Annotated in this window: 15 protein-coding genes and 5 pseudogenes; 2 read left to right on the top strand and 18 right to left on the bottom strand. The window is 49.8% G+C overall.

The genetic code is table 11. The features are described 5' to 3' along the window. Window positions 1–61 precede the first annotated feature (61 nt). Together V6P94_RS11700 and V6P94_RS11695 are read left to right on the top strand one after the other, a co-directional pair. Window positions 62–229, top strand: a complete 168-nt coding sequence (locus V6P94_RS11700) for a DUF2897 family protein (protein WP_019826736.1) — start codon at window positions 62–64, stop codon at window positions 227–229. A 137-nt stretch (window positions 230–366) separates the two neighbouring features. After that, complete coding sequence (locus V6P94_RS11695) at window positions 367–966, top strand: TetR/AcrR family transcriptional regulator (RefSeq protein ID WP_338649355.1); 600 nt, start codon at window positions 367–369, stop codon at window positions 964–966. Here V6P94_RS11695 and tnpC read toward each other — a convergent pair. The 18 genes and pseudogenes from tnpC to V6P94_RS11605 form a co-directional block, all read right to left on the bottom strand. Further along, window positions 959–2,491 (bottom strand): IS66 family transposase, encoded by a 1,533-nt coding sequence (gene tnpC / locus V6P94_RS11690; RefSeq protein WP_338649312.1) that lies wholly within the window; start codon window positions 2,489–2,491, stop codon window positions 959–961. The genes V6P94_RS11695 and tnpC overlap by 8 nt on opposite strands. An 18-nt stretch (window positions 2,492–2,509) precedes the next feature. Further along, window positions 2,510–2,869, bottom strand: a complete 360-nt coding sequence (gene tnpB / locus V6P94_RS11685) for an IS66 family insertion sequence element accessory protein TnpB (RefSeq protein ID WP_317757738.1) — start codon at window positions 2,867–2,869, stop codon at window positions 2,510–2,512. 84 nt (window positions 2,870–2,953) lie between these two features. Further along, window positions 2,954–3,526, bottom strand: a pseudogene (locus V6P94_RS11680) (IS66 family transposase zinc-finger binding domain-containing protein); the annotation flags it as partial. Window positions 3,527–3,542: 16 nt separating this feature from the next. Further along, window positions 3,543–3,902 (bottom strand): IS66 family insertion sequence element accessory protein TnpB, encoded by a 360-nt coding sequence (gene tnpB, locus V6P94_RS11675; RefSeq protein WP_252117532.1) that lies wholly within the window; start codon window positions 3,900–3,902, stop codon window positions 3,543–3,545. Window positions 3,903–3,984: 82 nt separating this feature from the next. After that, window positions 3,985–4,530 (bottom strand): annotated as a pseudogene (locus V6P94_RS11670) (IS66 family transposase zinc-finger binding domain-containing protein); the annotation flags it as partial. 37 nt (window positions 4,531–4,567) lie between these two features. After that, complete coding sequence (tnpB, locus tag V6P94_RS11665; RefSeq protein ID WP_048351026.1) at window positions 4,568–4,912, bottom strand: IS66 family insertion sequence element accessory protein TnpB; 345 nt, start codon at window positions 4,910–4,912, stop codon at window positions 4,568–4,570. Further along, a pseudogene (locus tag V6P94_RS25060) lies at window positions 4,909–5,214 on the bottom strand (transposase); the annotation flags it as partial. The gene tnpB (V6P94_RS11665) and the pseudogene V6P94_RS25060, both read right to left, overlap by 4 nt. 260 nt (window positions 5,215–5,474) lie before the next feature. After that, entirely contained in the window at window positions 5,475–5,804 is a 330-nt protein-coding gene (locus V6P94_RS11655; RefSeq protein ID WP_133077120.1) for a helix-hairpin-helix domain-containing protein, read from the bottom strand. Between the two features lie 110 nt (window positions 5,805–5,914). Beyond that, complete coding sequence (locus tag V6P94_RS11650) at window positions 5,915–7,912, bottom strand: polysaccharide biosynthesis protein (protein WP_133077119.1); 1,998 nt, start codon at window positions 7,910–7,912, stop codon at window positions 5,915–5,917. Window positions 7,913–7,996: 84 nt separating this feature from the next. Beyond that, window positions 7,997–9,175 (bottom strand): DegT/DnrJ/EryC1/StrS family aminotransferase, encoded by a 1,179-nt coding sequence (locus V6P94_RS11645; RefSeq protein WP_133077118.1) that lies wholly within the window; start codon window positions 9,173–9,175, stop codon window positions 7,997–7,999. A 91-nt stretch (window positions 9,176–9,266) separates the two neighbouring features. Beyond that, a pseudogene (locus tag V6P94_RS11640) lies at window positions 9,267–9,875 on the bottom strand (acetyltransferase); the annotation flags it as partial. Window positions 9,876–9,896: 21 nt separating this feature from the next. Further along, window positions 9,897–10,487 (bottom strand): annotated as a pseudogene (locus tag V6P94_RS11635) (sugar transferase); the annotation flags it as partial. A 60-nt stretch (window positions 10,488–10,547) separates the two neighbouring features. Beyond that, entirely contained in the window at window positions 10,548–11,768 is a 1,221-nt protein-coding gene (locus V6P94_RS11630) for a glycosyltransferase family 4 protein (RefSeq protein ID WP_338649354.1), read from the bottom strand. 4 nt (window positions 11,769–11,772) lie between these two features. Next, complete coding sequence (gene wecB / locus V6P94_RS11625; protein WP_326398245.1) at window positions 11,773–12,903, bottom strand: non-hydrolyzing UDP-N-acetylglucosamine 2-epimerase; 1,131 nt, start codon at window positions 12,901–12,903, stop codon at window positions 11,773–11,775. A gap of 24 nt (window positions 12,904–12,927) precedes the next feature. Next, window positions 12,928–14,046, bottom strand: a complete 1,119-nt coding sequence (locus V6P94_RS11620; protein ID WP_133077114.1) for a UDP-2-acetamido-2,6-beta-L-arabino-hexul-4-ose reductase — start codon at window positions 14,044–14,046, stop codon at window positions 12,928–12,930. Window positions 14,047–14,049: 3 nt separating this feature from the next. Beyond that, on the bottom strand, window positions 14,050–15,084 hold the full coding sequence (locus V6P94_RS11615) for a polysaccharide biosynthesis protein (RefSeq protein WP_133077113.1): 1,035 nt from the start codon (window positions 15,082–15,084) through the stop codon (window positions 14,050–14,052). Window positions 15,085–15,107: 23 nt separating this feature from the next. Then, entirely contained in the window at window positions 15,108–16,340 is a 1,233-nt protein-coding gene (locus V6P94_RS11610; RefSeq protein ID WP_338649353.1) for a hypothetical protein, read from the bottom strand. Window positions 16,341–16,422: 82 nt separating this feature from the next. Next, complete coding sequence (locus V6P94_RS11605) at window positions 16,423–17,604, bottom strand: glycosyltransferase family 4 protein (protein ID WP_338649352.1); 1,182 nt, start codon at window positions 17,602–17,604, stop codon at window positions 16,423–16,425. Window positions 17,605–17,619: the final 15 nt, after the last annotated feature.

The raw sequence follows: 17,619 nt of genomic DNA, 5'->3' as shown, positions 1-17,619 counted from the left end.
ACATAAACAGTAATGCACTGCGCAATCCCTGCCCAGTGAAGTTCGAACCAAGGAGAACGCGATGCCGTGGTATGCCTGGTTAATACTTATTGTCGCCATCGGTGCCATCGTGGGTGGTCTGATGACCCTGCGTGACACTGCCAACAAAGTGGAACTCACCGATGAGCAACGTAAGCGCGTAGCCGAACGCAACGCAGAAATGGACGCCAAAGAATCCAAGGACCGGTAAACACCTGATTTGGTCAGGAGCTGAATCACAAGGAACGGGTTCCAAAGGCAAAAAGCTACACACCCTTACATGAACATCCAATGCATCGCCTTTGAGCTCAACGCTATGATGGTCCATTGCATAAAGAGACATGTGTCATGCGCTACTCACAAGATCATAAAGCCCAAACCCATCAGCGCATCGTTAAGGAAGCATCAGGCCTGTTCCGTCGAGACGGCATTGGTGCGACGGGCCTGCAGCCACTGATGAAATCCCTGGGCCTCACCCACGGCGGTTTTTATGCTCACTTCTCATCCAAAAACGACCTGGTAGAAAAAGCATTGCAGCACGCCGCTGGACAGGTTGACGGAATTTGCGCCGAACTGTTCAGCCAGCCACAACCTCTGCACGCATTCATTGATGCATATTTGTCCGAGTGGCACCTGACCTCCCCCCACGAGGGTTGCCCGTTACCAACCATGTCAGCAGAAATGGCACAACAGGGGCAGGCTAGCTCGACCACAGACTACGTGATCGATGCAAGGCTCAAACAGATCCAGGCCACACTGCAAGGGCCAGATGCCGAAGACCAAAGCATTGTCATTTTCGCGACTCTGGTCGGAGCACTGGTTCTAGCACGCGGGGCTGAGAGCACGGCGTTAAAGGACAAGATCCTCGACATAACGCGTAGCGCCTTGAAGCAATGTAAGCGCTCCATAAACCCCACCAACTTAAAGATGGGTAACGCGCCTAGTTAGGCGACACCAGCGAGCAGTTCCACGGCAACAGCGCTTCGTAATCTTCAACCGAGGTCGCCAGTGGCAGCCGTTCTAATGCGTGGCGCAGCCACGCATAGGGCTCTTGGCCGTTGGCTTTGGCAGTCTCGACCAAGCTGTAAAGTTGAGCACTGGCCGTCGCGCCTTTGGGGGTGTCGCTAAACAACCAGTTCTTTCTTCCGATGACGAAGGGCCTGATCGCACGCTCGGCGGGGTTGTTGTCGATCGGCAAATAGCCTTCCTCGGCGTACCGTTCCAGTTTGTTCCAGTTACTCGCCAGATAGCCGATGGCCTTGCCCAAGGCGTTCTGAGACGTAACTTGTGGCTGCGTCTTTTCCATCCAGCTTTTTAACTGAGCCAGCACTGGCAGACTCCGATCATGACGGCCAGTTTTACGATCGTCGTCGCACGCATCCTTCAGATCACGCTCTACACCATAGAGTTTGTTGATCAGGTTCAGCGCGATGTCAGCACGTCCCGTCTTGCCTTTCGGCTGTACTTTTTGGGCTTCAACAAACTTGCGCCTTGCGTGCGCCCAGCAGCCCAAACGTTCGACTCCGGCCTGCGCGCCCAACGCGTTATAACCGGCGTAATCATCGGTCATCACATAGCCACGATAACCATCGAGCAGGCGTGTCGGCACCTCCTGCGCGCGGCTGGTGGAGTAGTCAAAAAGGATCACTGGTTTATCTGGCGGGCCGCCGGTTTGCACCCACATCCAGGACTGGCTGCTTGGATCTCGGTCAGGCTCTTTCAACACCTGTACCCGTGTTTCATCGCAGTGGACAACACGGCTGCCCAACAGGCTATCGCGCATTAAATTCAGCAGCGGCTGAAAGTGTTCACCGCACTGGATAACCCAGCGTGCCAACGTCTGGCGCGGGATATCGACACCATGGCGGCCCAAGACTTTTTCGAAACGGTGAAGCGGTAGTCCATCGACGTACTTGGTGGTCAGCAGCATCGCCAGAACACTTGGGCTGGCCATGCTTTTTTCAATCAGTTGAGCCGGCTTGTCAGCAGTGACCGGCGCCATCTCGCAGTCGCGGCAACCGTAAACTTTGCGAACGTGTCTGATCACACGGATCTGCATCGGCACGATTTCAAGCTGCTCGCTGACTTCTTCGCCAATAGTGTGTTTGCGGCAGCCGCAGACGCACGTCAGTTCATGTTCGGGAAGTTCGTGGATAATCTCGATGCGCGGCAGGTCGGCGGGCAGTGGCTTGCGTTTGCCGCGGCGCTTGATCGGGGCAACGACTTCTTCAGATGAGGCTTCGTCCACAGGCTCGACGACGCTTTCTACTTCATTGAAGAGGGCCAGTTGCGGCGTTGCCGCATCAGCTGTTTGCTCGGACTTACGTCCGAACAGACGCTGAAGCAGGAGGGCATTCTGCTCTTCGAGCCGAACAATCTTTCCCTTGTCCAACTGACGCTCGTCGAGCATCTGCCCAAGCATTTGCTTGAGCAGCACGGGATCATCGGGAAGGTTTTCGGGCATGGAATTCATGGCCCGGATTATACCGAATCAGGCTACGAATCGCGGTGTCAAAACTTGGTGAGGGCGGTTACGCCAGAGGTCAAAGCCATCGAGCATCCAGTTGAGTTCCTGGACGGTCAGAACGATCGCCTCGTCGGTGGAGTCCGGCGATGTTTTGAATCGTTCGGACTCGAGGCGCTTGAGCCAAAGGCAGAAGCCGTTGCGCTCCCAATACAATATCTTCACTCGGTTGCGGGGCTTGTTGAGGAAAACGAAAAGCACAGGGTCGAATACTGCGACTTTAATATCCAGCTCGACCAGCGCAGCCAAGCCGTCGATGGATTTTCGGAAGTCCACCGGCTTGGGGTACAGATACACTTTTTCGACTTTGGCATCGGGTCGCATCATGGCGAGCTGGCTCCTGAGGGAATCGGGAGCACAGCATCCGGGATCAGCTAAGCGCTTTGAATGTGGGGTTTATGGAGCGCTTACCTTCGTGGTCAGCAGCATGGCCAGAACGCTTGGACTGGCCATGCTCTTTTCGATCAGTTGAGCCGGCTTGTCGGCGGTGACCGGTGACGTTTCGCAGCCACGGCAACCGTAAACCTTGCGGATATGTTTGATGACCCGGATCTGCATCGGCACGATATCCAGCTGTTCGCTGATTTCTTCGCTGATCACGTGCTTGCGGCAACCGCAGGCACAGGTCAGTTCGTGCTCGGGCAGTTCGTGGATGACTTCGATGCGCGGTAGATCAGCTGACAGTGGCTTGCGTTTGCCACGACGTGGGGTCGGAGCAACCACTTCTTCGTCAGCGTCGCCGATTGAAGGCATCGGCTCGCTTTCGGGCTCGTTGAATAACGCGAGTTGTGGGGTGTTGGGTTCAACGGTCTGCTCGGATTTACGCCCGAATAAACGGTCGCGCAGCAACTTGATCTGTTCTTTTAGATCGACGATATGAGTCTGGTATGCCTCAGCCGTTACCTGCTGACGGCTGAGTGCCTCAAGCAACATTTGCTTGAGCAGAATAGGGTCATCAGGGAGGTCTTCGGGCATCAAATTCATGCCCGGATTATACCTGTTAAGCGACGAATCTTGGCGTTAAAACCTTGTGAGGACGGTTGCGCCAGAGATCAAATCCATCCAATAGCCAGTTCAGTTCCTGAACGGTCAGCACGATAGCCTCGTCCACCTCATCAGGTGAGATTTTAAAACGCTCGGACTCCAGACGCTTGAGCCAAAGGCAGAAGCCGTTGCGCTCCCAGTACAACACTTTGACGCGGTTACGGTGGCGATTCAGGAAAACAAAGAGCACGGGGTCAAACACCGCGACCTTGATATCCAGTTCGACCAGCGCAGCCAGGCCATCGATGGACTTTCTAAAGTCTACCGGCTTTGGATAGAGGTACACTTTTTCAACGCTGGCATTGGGACGCATCATGGTGATTGGCTCCTGTTGGAAATAGGGAGCACAGCATCGGCCGTCAGCTATCCGCTTGGAATGTGGGGTTCATGGAGCGGATACGATACAGCGGCAAATGGTCAACAAACTTGGAGACCAGCACGTGGGCCAGTAGCCCAGGGCCTGCAAGGCCTCGGGCTATCGGGCGACTCGGTGCCGGCACCTGAGCGATGTGCTCGCAGCAGCGGCAAACCCACTTGGGGCGAACATGGCGGATCACTTTGAAACGCGCTGGGACGTACTCCAGCACCTCAGACACATCCTCCCCCAAATGGCGAAGTTTCCCACCGCAACCGGAGCATTGCGATTCGGGCTGATGGACGTGAATTTCGCGAGGCAGGTGTTCAGGCAACGGCTTGCGCCGAGAGACGACGCGAGGGGGCGGTTCGATTGGTGGTGTCAGTTCAGTCTGGCTGACTTGCAACTCTTCAAGGCTCAACTGGAGTTGGTCGATCATGGCGTCCAGTTGCTCGGAACTGCGACCGAACTGCATACGACGCAGCTTGGCGATCATCATTTTCAAGCGCTCAATCTCTGCCCGCTGGGCAGAGACCAGAGCCTTCAAGGCTTGAAGATCGTTAGGCAAAGAGTCGGTCGCGAGCGTCATGACCGAATGTTACTTGGGATTTTTTCAGCGTGGCAAGTCAGACCGCGAGGATGGGTGCTGTACGAATTGGCCTGCGCCAATCAATGCCTTCCAACAGCATCGACAACTGCGCAGCCGTCAGCGACACGCTGCCGCTGGTTGCTTGCGGCCAGACAAAGCGTCCTTGTTCCAACCGTTTGCAAAACAGACACAACCCGTCGCCGTCCCACCATAGCAATTTGATCCGGTCACCGCGCCGTCCGCGAAAAGCAAAGATCTGACCGGAGAACGGATCGGCTTCAAGCTGAGTCTGCACCAGTGCGGCTAAACCGTCGAAGCCACGGCGCATGTCCGTGACGCCGGCAGCGATCCAGATGCGGGTTCCAGCGGGCGGAGCAATCATCGCAGTAACTGCTGCAAGATGAGTTGCAGGGTCTGCGGGTCAGGCGTGCCAGTGATGCGCAGCTTGGCTTTTCCCGCCTCAACAACGATCACGGAATGACACTCAGGCGGTGACTGAATGACTTGCGGTAAATCTATTGGCGCCTCGATCACCTGGACAGGCAAAAGCGTTGCACTCTGGCTGGCCGGGCCGAACAAGCCCTCTTGATATTGCTGCCGCCAGCGAAAGACCAGGTTGGCATTGACGTCATGCTCACGAGCGATCAACGACACGGAGGCGCCAGGCTGGAACGTGGCTTCGACAACTTTGCGTTTGAACTCTGGCGGGAAGTTGGGGCGACGACCGGGTCGACGGGCTGGGGCAATGATATCCAAGATAGTGTCCACTAAAAAATGGTGTCCACTATCTTGGCCAATTCGGAGGGCTGTCAGCAGAGGGTGCTGGCCGGACGGTTACGTTTATGGAGCGCTTACGAAGCAATCAACACCACACACCTGAATACGTGCGCCACGAATAAAAAAAAGCCAGTCAATGACTGGCTTTCTTCGCTTAACTGCCCGGGTTACTTGACCGCAACCTTATCCCGATTCTTTTCAAAGATGGCTTTGCCTATCCCTTTGACCTCAAGCAACTCATCGGCTGACGTGAAGTCACCGTTAGCCTCGCGGTAAGCCACGATCGCCTTGGCTTTAACAGCACCAACACCTGAGAGTTCACGTTGAAGCGTCGCCTCATCCGCGGTGTTGAGATTGATCGTCACCACTTGCGCATCTGATGCAACTTGCGCAGCGACAACCGGCTCAGTTGCCTCTACCGACGGGGCAGCATGAATCACGCTCGAAAAACCCACCATCAAAGCCAAAAAAATCGAAGAGATAAAAGCGATACGCATAAGTGACACTCCATTACATCGTTAAGTGGAATACAGCTCTCCTGAGCTGTATTCCAAACGTAGGCGATGGAGGTCGAGTGTCAAAAATCAGTGCATTGCAGAGTATGTAGTCAGGAAAACTCGCTGCGACGCTGCTGATGGATCCAGTCCACGATTTCACCCTCGGGCGCATAACCACTGACGGTCTCACGCAACAACTGGCGTACCCGGACATAGTCATCCATATCAACAGCATCAAGCAGTTGAGACAAACGCTCTTTCAACTCATCCCAAGGCAACATGTCCTCGTTCGCGCACATGATCATTGGATGACGAGTTGCGACTACGTTGTCACCAATCAGTAACTCTTCGTAAAGCTTTTCGCCAGGACGCAAGCCAGTGAACTCAATTTCTATGTCGCCATGCAGGTTTTTATCAGAGCGAACACTCAAACCGGAGAGGTGAATCATCTTTTCGGCCAACTCGACAATGCGCACAGGCTCGCCCATGTCCAGGACAAAGACATCGCCACCTTGCCCCATCGAGCCGGCCTGAATGACCAACTGCGCGGCCTCAGGGATAGTCATGAAATAGCGGGTAATCTTGGGGTGGGTCACTGTCAGCGGACCACCGGCCTTTATCTGCTTATGGAAAAGCGGAATCACAGACCCGGAAGAGCCCAGTACATTACCGAAACGAACCATAGTGAACCGGGTCTTGTTAACCCGTGACACATTAGCGGCATCGTCAAATAGCACAGGCGCAATCTCGCGACTGAGTGCCTGCAACGTCATTTCGGCCAAGCGCTTGGTGCTACCCATCACATTCGTCGGTCGCACAGCCTTGTCAGTTGAAATCAGTACAAAGTTCGCGACACCAGACTGCAGAGCCGCCTGGGCGGTATTGAGCGTGCCCATGACATTATTGAGTACACCTTCGGCGATATTGTGCTCAACCATGGGCACATGCTTATAAGCCGCTGCGTGATAGACCGTATCGACATGCCAGGTCTTCATCACATCCAGTAATTTATGCGGGTTACGCACCGAACCCAAAATCGGTAGCACCTTCACCGAAAGGGACTCGCGACCAACCCGCTGTTCCAGCTCGCCATAAATACTGTAAAGATTAAATTCGCTATGCTCGTACAGCAACAAAGTAGTCGGTCTAAGAGCCAGAATCTGGCGACACAGCTCCGAGCCGATGGAACCACCTGCCCCCGTCACCAGGACACACTGACCTTTAATGCAGTGCTCCAGCAGCTCACCCTGGGCCGGAACCGGATCACGCCCCAGCAAATCGGCTATGTCCACTTCCTGAATGTCATCAACCTTGACCCGCCCACTGGCCAAATCCATAAAGCCAGGAACACTGCGAACATGGAGCGGAAAGCCCTCAAGCAAACTCAGGATCTCACGACGCCGACCGCGGGACGATGAAGGAACCGCCAACAGCACTTCCTGGGCTCCCGTACGATCAATCATCAGCTGAATGTGCTCGGGTTTGAATACCTGCAAGCCGGAGATGATGCGATCAGCAATCCCCTCATCATCATCTATGAACGCCACAGGCCGCATGGCCCGCCCCATTCTCAAGGCAGCAACCAGCTGATTACCTGCTGCACCGGCACCGTAAATGGCTACGCGCGTCAGGCCATCATCACGACTGGCGAAAGGCACATGTTGAGCAGCCGAGAACCAGTCACCCAAAAAGTACTGACGCATAGCCAGGCGCAAACCACCGAGCATTACCAGGCTCAGCCACCAATAATTAAATATGATCGAGCGCGGGACGGCATTGGCGGGAGTGCTGTACCAGTACATCACAACAGCCAAGACCAACGAAGAAAGGCTGACGGCCTTGATAATTGCGATCAAGGCATCGTTGCCAAAATATCGCATCACGGCGCGATACATGCCGAAGCGAATAAAAAAGGGGATGGAAACTATTGGTGCAACTACAAATACCCAAAAGTGCAATTTGACCGGATTGATCATCTCGTCGATGCCAAGACGCACAACGAACGCAAGCCACAAAGCAAGCCAAACGAGGACCACATCTGCTGTGACTTGAATAATGCGTTTCTGTCGCCGCGAAAGGCTGAGTAAGTAAGCTCGAACTTTATCCATAAATCCCATGACACCTTTGCTGCTCTAAAAAACCATCAGCACTTTGCGGCCCGGTACTCCGAACCAACACCGCAAGGTTACACCTCACACCAACGAAGCTAGCTGAACAACCTCGCTGATCACTTTGCAGGTCAACGCGATTTCTTGCGCGGTCAATGTTGGATGAACCATGAACATCATACTCGTCTCACCCAGTTCTCTCGCATTAACCAGACGCTGCACGGGACGCCAGTCAGTATTGTCGAAAGCTTTTTCCAGATAAACCTCTGAGCATGAGCCAGCAAAAGCTGGTACTCCCCGCGCGGAAATTTCATTGAGAATCCGGTCTCGGGACCAATCAGACTTGAGGCAATCAGGACGAACAAATACATAACATTTATAGGCTGCGTGCACCGCATCGTCAGGCAACACGGGAACGCGAAGTGCCGGGAGCTGCCGGGCAGCTTTCCAGATGGACTGGGCATTATTCAGGCGAGCGCGGTGCCAGTCCTGCATGCGACGCAACTGAATCCGTCCGATGACAGCCTGAACTTCAAGCATCCGCCAATTGGTACCGAAACTTTCATGCAGCCAGCGAAATCCTGGAGCGTGCTCACGCTCGTAGACGGCTTCCCAGCTCTTGCCATGGTCTTTATAAGCCCACATGTCAGCCCAAAGCTGACGATCATTGGTGGTGACCATGCCGCCCTCGCCTCCAGTGGTCATAATCTTGTCCTGACAGAATGACCAGGCACCAATATGGCCAATAGAACCGACCGGACGACCTTTATAGTGAGCACCGTGAGCCTGGGCACAATCCTCGATCACTTTCAGGCCATACTCGTTAGCCAAGGCCATGATCGGATCCATATCACATGGCCATCCCGCCAAATGAACACAGATCAAAGCTTTAGTGCGAGGAGTCAAAACCGCCTGGATGGTTTGCGCTGAAAAGTTCTGCGAGTCCAGATCAACGTCAGCAAAAACAGGGATCGCTCCAGCATTGACAATGCTCGAAACCGACGCCAGGAAAGTACGTGACGTTACGATAACCTCATCCCCGGCGCCAATTCCGAGTGCTTTCAACGCCAGATCAAGGGCCACGGTGCCATTAGCCAGGGCAACGGCATAGTCAGTGCCCGACCACTCGGCGAACTCTTTTTCAAAAGATCGCGTTTCCTGACCTGTCCAGTAGTTGACCTTGTTTGACAAGATGACATCACGTGCGGCATCGGCTTCTTCTTCCGTGAAAGAAGGCCAAGGAGAAAATGGGGTATTCAACACAATTCAGTTCCCATAATTTGAATATTGCGAAAATCAGCCCGAGCACGTCCGGGATGACATAAGCCTGATAAAAAAGAACACATCCAGGCGATTATTGTTTAGACAAAGCTTTGGCAGGAACACCAACAACGGTCAGACCATCGGCAATATTATTAATCACTACGGCGCCGGCACCCACCGTGACCTTGGCACCGATCCTGATTTCTTGTCTGACGCAGGCACCAATTCCAATCCAGCTCATATGTCCAACCTGGACAGCCCCCGCAATTCTCGCGCCAGGGCTTACATGAACACAGTCATCCAAAACACAATCATGATCAATACTGCAGGCCGTGCTCAGAATGACTCCATCGCCAATCTTAACACCGGCATTAACAACAACCCCTGCAAAAGCCACGACCCCCTCCCCAAGAGTAGCGTATCGACTGATCGTTGCCGATGGATGGACCAAAGAGTTACAAACAATACCGCTCTTGCTGAGTTCATCCATTTTTAAACGTCGAACTTGATTATTACCGATAGCAACGATGACGCCGTCAAATTCCTTGAAGCGTGCCAAGAGCGTTTGAGTATCGCCGACAACCGGCCAATGGCCCGAAAATTTAGTCGAAGGCCAGCAGTCATCAAAAAACTCTATATCTGTCCAGCCGCAGCATTCGGCTGTATCGGCAACCACTCTCGAGTGACCTCCAGCCCCTAGAATTGCGAATTTTACTTGAGGCTTTTCACCCAAAAATTTTGACATGGTTACCTCCCCCTCAGCGCTAATACCTTCACGCACAAACACTTTTTTGAGAGTCAAGGCAATGATCTTGCAATCCAACCAAAATGACCGGTTTTCAACATACCAGATGTCGTATTGGAACTTCTGCTCCCAGCTTATGGCATTACGGCCATTAACTTGTGCCCAGCCAGTAATACCCGGCTTCACATCATGACGTCGTGCCTGTTCAGGACTATAAAGCGGGAGGTACTCAACCAATAAAGGCCTGGGCCCCACCAGACTCATATCACCTTTCAATACGTTCCAGAGCCCTGGCAACTCATCAAGACTGCTGGAACGTAAAAAACTGCCCAACCTTGTCATTCGATCGCTATCAGGCAGCGGGTTTCCTGAATGATCAAATGCATCCCGCATGGTTCTGAACTTAATCATTTCGAACAGTTTGCCATGCATACCTGGACGTACCTGACGAAAAAGAACCGGGGATCCAAGATTCCGCCTGACTAACCAGGTAACCAACAGCAGGACGGGGGACAATAAAATCAATGCAACCAAAGAAACAACAACGTCAAATAAACGCTTAACCATAAACCTCACCTGCACCCTGTCCAACTCTCAGCCATCAATATGACGATCAAGAACAATGTTCTATTTATTCGCAAGAAGGTTAAAAGCCCTCGAAAATTTCAAGATCCCTTGATCAAGCGATAAGTGTTTGCGATAAAAATCACGCCCTTGTTTAGACATCAGCGCGAGTTCTTCAGCAGTGGAATCCAACAGCTTTTCCACACCCGAGACAAGTGAGTCTACATTTTCGGACTCGACAACCACTCCACAGCCACTCTCCCTCACAAGATCAGCAGCATCACCATCGACAGCCATTAATAATGGTCTGCCAACCGCCATGTAAGCTTGCGTTTTGGAAGGGATCGTGATTTTGAACAACGGATCTTTTTTAAGGTGCACCAAGAGGGCATCTGCAGCTTTCAGATACCCTCCGACTTCAGCCATGGGAACAGCAGGTAAGAAGGTAACGTTTTTGAGTGACTTTTCAACAGCCATTCGTTTTAGTGCGTCAACTTCAATCCCCCCACCGAGAAATATGAATTCAACTGGCCTGTTACGTGATTGCAAGGTGTACGCCGCATCCAAAACAACATCCAATGCTTGAGCTTTGCCCATATTCCCAGCAAAGAGGATGCGGAAATTTGAGTGATCAGAAAAAGAATAATTGGGCTCGGCACTCGTGGTGATTTGTTCTTCAGCACACCAATTATAAATAACTTCAATCTTCTCTTCCGGAACTCCCCGTTGAATTAATGTTTTTTTAAACCCTGGAGAAAGCACAACCAGCTTATCGACATGCCCATACACCCAATCACAAACTCGAGACACAACACCTAGCAGTTTCTCATTGGAAAACATGCCGGTGGCCTTGAGTGTATCCGGCCACATGTCCTGAATATCGTACAGTACAGGCACACGTCTAAAGAAACGGATAATCGAGGCCGCGATACCCACTGTCAACGGTGGATGGTACGCATAAATAACACTAGGCCGTTTCGCGAAGAAAACACCATAAAAAAGACTGGCTGCCGCGAAACTCATATAATTAGCAACTCGACCTACCCCGCTTTGCCCATGGCTGGGATATAAAGGAAGCCTGGTTACTTTAACGCCGTCAATAATTTCCTTTTGAAACAATTTAAGCTTAAATCCTGGGTATATTTTGCCACCTGGGTAATTAGGAAATCCCGTTACCACCTCGACTTCAAACCCTTGTTTGACCAACGCCCTTGCAAACACAAGCCCTTTGAATGTGGGTTCGGGATCAAACCATTGAGTCAACAGTAAAACACGGACTCCCATTAACTTAATACCTTTTCCAGACCACACGCATGACATAGTCGCGATAGCTGTGAATGATACGAACAATTTTGTCGGCGACATTTGGCATGCTGTAATCCTCTACCAGGCGAAACGACCGATCCGCGCCACGCTGCTGGCTGTCCAGCAACTCCAGTGCTTGCATCACTCGCTCAACCTCCAAGCCCACCATCATGACTGCGGCTTCTTCCATACCCTCTGGGCGCTCATGAGCTTCACGCAAGTTCAGCGCCGGAAAATTGAGAATTGATGACTCTTCATTAATAGTGCCGCTGTCGGACAAAGCCGCTTTCGAGTCAAGTTGCAGTTTGTTGTAGTCTTTGAAACCCAACGGTTTAAGCAAACGCACATTTTCGTGAAATGTAACGCCCATGGCATCAACACGTTTTTGCGTCCGTGGATGAGTTGACACAATCACCGGATACCCATAATGCTCGGCAACTGTGTTCAAGACATCAACCAGCTTCAAAAAATTTTTATCGGAGTCGATATTTTCTTCGCGGTGCGCACTGACAACAAAAAATTTGCCTGCCTCAAGTCCCAATCGTTTAAGTACGTCAGAGGCATCGATACCTGAACGATAGTAGTTGAGCACTTCGAACATTGGACTTCCGGTCTTTATTACCATATCTGGCGACAGACCTTCACGGAGCAAATAGTCACGTGCAATCGTGCTGTAGGTCAGGTTGATATCTGCCGTGTGATCGACTATGCGGCGATTGATTTCTTCAGGGACGCGCATATCGAAACAACGATTACCCGCTTCCATATGGAACGTAGGAATTTTGCGACGCTTTGCTGGAATCACAGCCATACAACTATTGGTATCGCCCAAAACGAGTAATGCTTCAGGCTCTACTTCAGCAAGAACACGATCAACGGCAATGATGACATTCCCGATAGTTTCGGCACCTGTACTACCTGCTGCGTTTAAAAAATAATCTGGCTTACGGATGCCGAGGTCATCAAAAAAAATCTGATTGAGTTCATAATCGTAGTTTTGACCTGTATGAACCAGTATGTGTTCACAGCTCGCGTCCAATGCAGCCATCACCCTTGACAAGCGTATAATTTCAGGACGTGTACCGACAACAGTAACTACTTTCAATTTTTTCATGACAGACTCTGATTAAAATATAAATTAGGCTTTGATACCAACAGGCATTGTGTAGGTATCAGGGTGCTCACGATCAAATATTTCATTAGCCCAAAGCATGACCATCATTTCATCGCTGCCAATATTGGTGATATCGTGGGTCCAGCCAGGAACAGTTTCAACAATTTCTGGCTTCTCACCCGAAGTGAACAACTCGTAAAACTCGCCTGATACAACATGCCGAAAACGAAAACAGGCATTACCCTTGATGACCAAAAACTTCTCAGTCTTTGAGTGATGGTAATGTCCGCCTCGCGTGATCCCTGGGTGAGCCGTAAAATAAGAAAATTGACCCGCGTCACGGGTCTTCAGCATTTCAACGAATACGCCACGAGCATCCCCATATTTTGGAACCTCATAGGTAAATCGTTCAGGAGGTATATAGCTGAGATACGTGGAATAAAGTGCGCGTGTCAGCCCTGTCCCAACCGCCTCCGTTATCAAGTTATGGCGGCTATCGCGAAATGCAGCGAGCTGCTCTGCCAACTGCCCGACCGTTACCGAATAAGTAGGTTCGACCGCGACAAACGGAGTGACCTGCACTGCCCCATCCATAACGGAAATGAAATGAGCAATGACATCATCAATATAGACCAGTGTAATAACCGCATCAGGATTATTGATCTGAATGGGTTGATTGCGCGCTATATTATGGCAAAAAGTGGCTACCGCAGAATTGTAATTCGGTCTAGCCCACTTGCCGAACACATTAGGCAAGCGAAATAGATACACTGGTATATTCCGCTTAGCGGAAAAATCCATAAGCGCTTTTTCAGCCGCTAACTTACTTATGCCGTAGTCATTCTGTAATACAGCCTGACTTGAAGAAGTATATAGAACGGGTATCTTCCTGCCGCTTGCAACGATTCCATCACACACGGCCTGTGTAAGGTCCACATTGCCAGATGTATAATCTTTTGGATTTTCAGGTCGGTTAACACCTGCAAGATGAAACACAAAATCCGCTTGCAAGAGCATTTCCTGCAGTGACAACAAACTGTCCTCACGAGAGAATCGCAAAATCTCTATATCCTTGCGTTCGCGCAACTGGACATATAAATTTTGTGCAACAAAACCATTCGCCCCTGTGATAAGAACTTTCACGGCTTACTCCTCAGGCGTGACGTGTTCGCCACGCTGGATGGCCTGCATGAATGATAGCTTTAAAAGCAACCGCTGCATGCCATCCACATCAAGTCGTTCGGTATTGTGAGAGTTGTAATCTTCCATTCTGGATATTTTTTCTTCGCCTTGCTCAACATATTTGCTGTAGTTCAGGTCACGCAAATCTGGCGGCACTCGGAAGTACTGTCCACGGTCTTCAGCGCACGCCATTTCCTCTCGACTCAGAAGCGCTTCAAATAATTTTTCACCATGGCGAGTGCCAATGACCTGTATAGGATGCTCTGGCAAGCCCATCATAGTAACCAAAGCACGAGCCAAGATTTCTACCGTTGCTGCCGGTGCCTTCTGAACAAACAAGTCACCGTTGTTACCGTGCTCGAATGCGTACAAAACAAGATCAACTGCATCCGCCAAAGTCATCATGAAGCGGGTCATGTTCGGATCGGTAATTGACAGTGGCTTTCCCGCTCGAACTTGTTCAATAAAGAGCGGAATGACTGAACCTCGGGAGGCCATGACATTCCCGTAGCGCGTACCACAAATGACCGTTTTGCTTTCATCGACATTTCGTGACTTGGCAACCATCACTTTTTCCATCATAGCCTTGGAAATACCCATGGCATTGATGGGATACACCGCTTTATCCGTGCTAAGACAAACTACACGCTTAACTTCATTCTGGATGGCAGCTTCCAGCACATTGTCAGTGCCTATGACGTTTGTCTTGACTGCCTCCATCGGATGAAACTCGCATGATGGTACTTGTTTCAGTGCCGCAGCATGGAATATATAATCAACTCCCCGAGTAGCATTAAGCACACTTTGATAATCGCGGACATCGCCAATATAAAATTTTAACTTGGCATTATTATAATGCTTGCGCATATCATCTTGTTTTTTTTCATCACGGCTGAAAATCCGGATTTCTCTAATATCGGTAGATAAAAACTTTTTAAGTACCGCATTCCCAAAAGATCCCGTACCACCTGTAATTAGAAGCGTTCTACCTTTAAACATAATGACCTCACTTGCGAAAATTGTTAATTTTCTATGCCTTTATTCTTGGACGTAAACAACCAGATAAAGAACCAAAACAAAAACGCATAATATGAATCCAGCGCTTGTGTTAATTGGTTATTTGCCGGCATATAAAAAACAGCCAAGGACAGAAATAAAAAAACCAAAGTACCGACATCGCTGTTGTATACAACAGCACTCTTCCAAGAACTACCCCAGAAAAACCCGAAGACAACCATTAATACAGGAATCGAAGGAAAGCCAACATCGCTGGCAATCCATGGGAACATGCTCGACCACTGAGCTTTGTCATTCCAACCAGCCTGACTAACCTTGTAAAGATAACTTCTCTTATATATCGAGTCATCAAAGTATTTTGTGTACGCACTCATAATAAAAGATGAGTGCCCCAAGCCATACGTTGAAGTAAAATCTTCCTTAAGCGCTAGGGAAAGACCATAGTAACCCTGAGAAACATAAGCTGTAAGCATTTCGAAAGCGAATGCACTTCCTTTAAAAAGCTCTGTTTCTCTCGCGTCGCGCTCTGAACAAACAACACCTTTCGCAATACAAAAGCTTTCTGCCCCTCCCATCCTTGACTCCTTACGCTCGATAAAGAGCGTAAGCGTAAAGATAAAAACTGCACTTAATAAGAACAAGATAGCGACAACGCGAGAAATCTTGAATGGAAATCGGCCATATTTAACGGCTAGTCGAGCGACAACAACAATCGACGCCATCATCACATAAACCAACAAGTCACCCGTCTCGCGGTCTGTTCCACGCATAAGCGAAAAAACGAGAATGGCACCAATATGAGTAATCAGTAACAGAACATCTAGCTTTTGGAGTTCTTTCCATTTCAAAATTGCAAAGGGAATTACGCAAAACACAAAAGGGGCAAAAATAGCCTTCACTATCGCCAGATAGCCTCTAATACCTGATTCATCAGCTTCAAGTGCCACCAACATATCTTCATAAGCAAGCCCTTGATTTTTCAAAACACTGAAGATTTCCCAAGGCCATTTCCCCGTGTATACCCATGTTGCCGGGAAAACCAATACAATACTGGCAATAGCACCAACTCGATAAAAAGTCCTCCAGGAACTCAATTCTCTGCCTGAACCTTTCTTTACTACACCGATAAAAAAACCAAGACCAATAGCAAAAAAACTAACAATCAAAAAAACTAACAGCACACTTCCGTTGTCCACTGGCCAGTCAAATACGCCTTCAAAAAAAAGAGCTACGGTCAAGAACAAATACCCTAACCCGCAAATCAAAGGCAAATACTGAATCCTTTCAAAGTTAACCTGCATTCAACACCCACTATGCCAATTAATTTGCAGAAATAACTTTTAAAGCATTTGATACAACACTATCGACTTCAAAATTCTCCCTAAAGCAGATGGGACCTTGGGTCTTCATCGCCGCCATACGTGCTGGATCTTTCAGCAACTCATCAATTACACGCAAAAGTTCTTCAGGTTTACCCGCCTCGGTGTAAACACCTACACCCAGTGCGGCAAGATGTTCGCCATAGTCTGTTGTTTTTTCCACTGAAGCGACTATTGGAAGTCCAACTCTCAAGTAATCGATAGTTTTTGATGGGTAGCTCGGCACATCGACATCCCGCACGGTACACACCAGGGACAAGTCGCAAGTCGCAATAATTTCTAGATATTCTTGGCGTGGCACATGTGCGAGTCTTACCACGTTGGAATTTTCTTGGGAAATATAATCATCCACCAGGCACTCTAATAACCCACTGCCTATAATCAAGAAAGTAGCTGGGCAGGATTGAATTTTTGCGAGCCTGGCAGTTTCCAAAATGTCTTCGATACCTCTTCCTTGCACCAACTGTCCACCAAAAACAATAATCGGTTGGTCATTGGGAAGCCCGTATTTCTCTCGCACTAAAGAACGATCACTTTTAGGTAATTGACTAGCAGCCCCCCAAATAGGCAGCGTAAAAACCGTCTGTTCTTGACGAATAGGATAGTGTGATCGCAAATAGGAAATGTTAGCGGGAGACATACATCCTATATATTTGAAGCGACTAATAAGGAAACCTTCCACTTTCCTTGCCACATTAAATATCAAACCGGACGGCATCATTCCAATCTGGCGTTGATGATAAGGAAAAAAGTCCCACTGAATAAGCAAGGACTTTTTCTTCATCAGCCCTGCCAACAAAATGGCAGGAAGCGACATAGTTACTAATGGTGAGAAGCATATAACTAAATCATAGCTATTTTTTTTTTCTAACTTAGAAACCAGTAAGGAGGCTACGCAAGATGACCCCCCCCACTTAAACAGCTTGGACAGTAGAGGAAATCGAGAAAATACAGCCACCGGTTTCTCGATAAATACTTCAGTGCCCGACGACGTGATATAAAACGTGCTTTTTTTGCTACTAAGACTCCCCGACCAGTCCAGACAAACCACTGATACTTTATTGCCAGCACGCTGCAATGATCCGGCTAGCTCGTTAGTCAGCCAAGGATCATTTTCATCCATGGAAAATTTCGTGCA

The organism is Pseudomonas sp. ML2-2023-3 (assembly GCF_037055275.1).
GTDB lineage: Bacteria > Pseudomonadota > Gammaproteobacteria > Pseudomonadales > Pseudomonadaceae > Aquipseudomonas.
The sequence above is the reverse complement of the archived record's forward strand: the minus strand, read 5'-3'. Positions and strand labels throughout refer to the sequence as shown.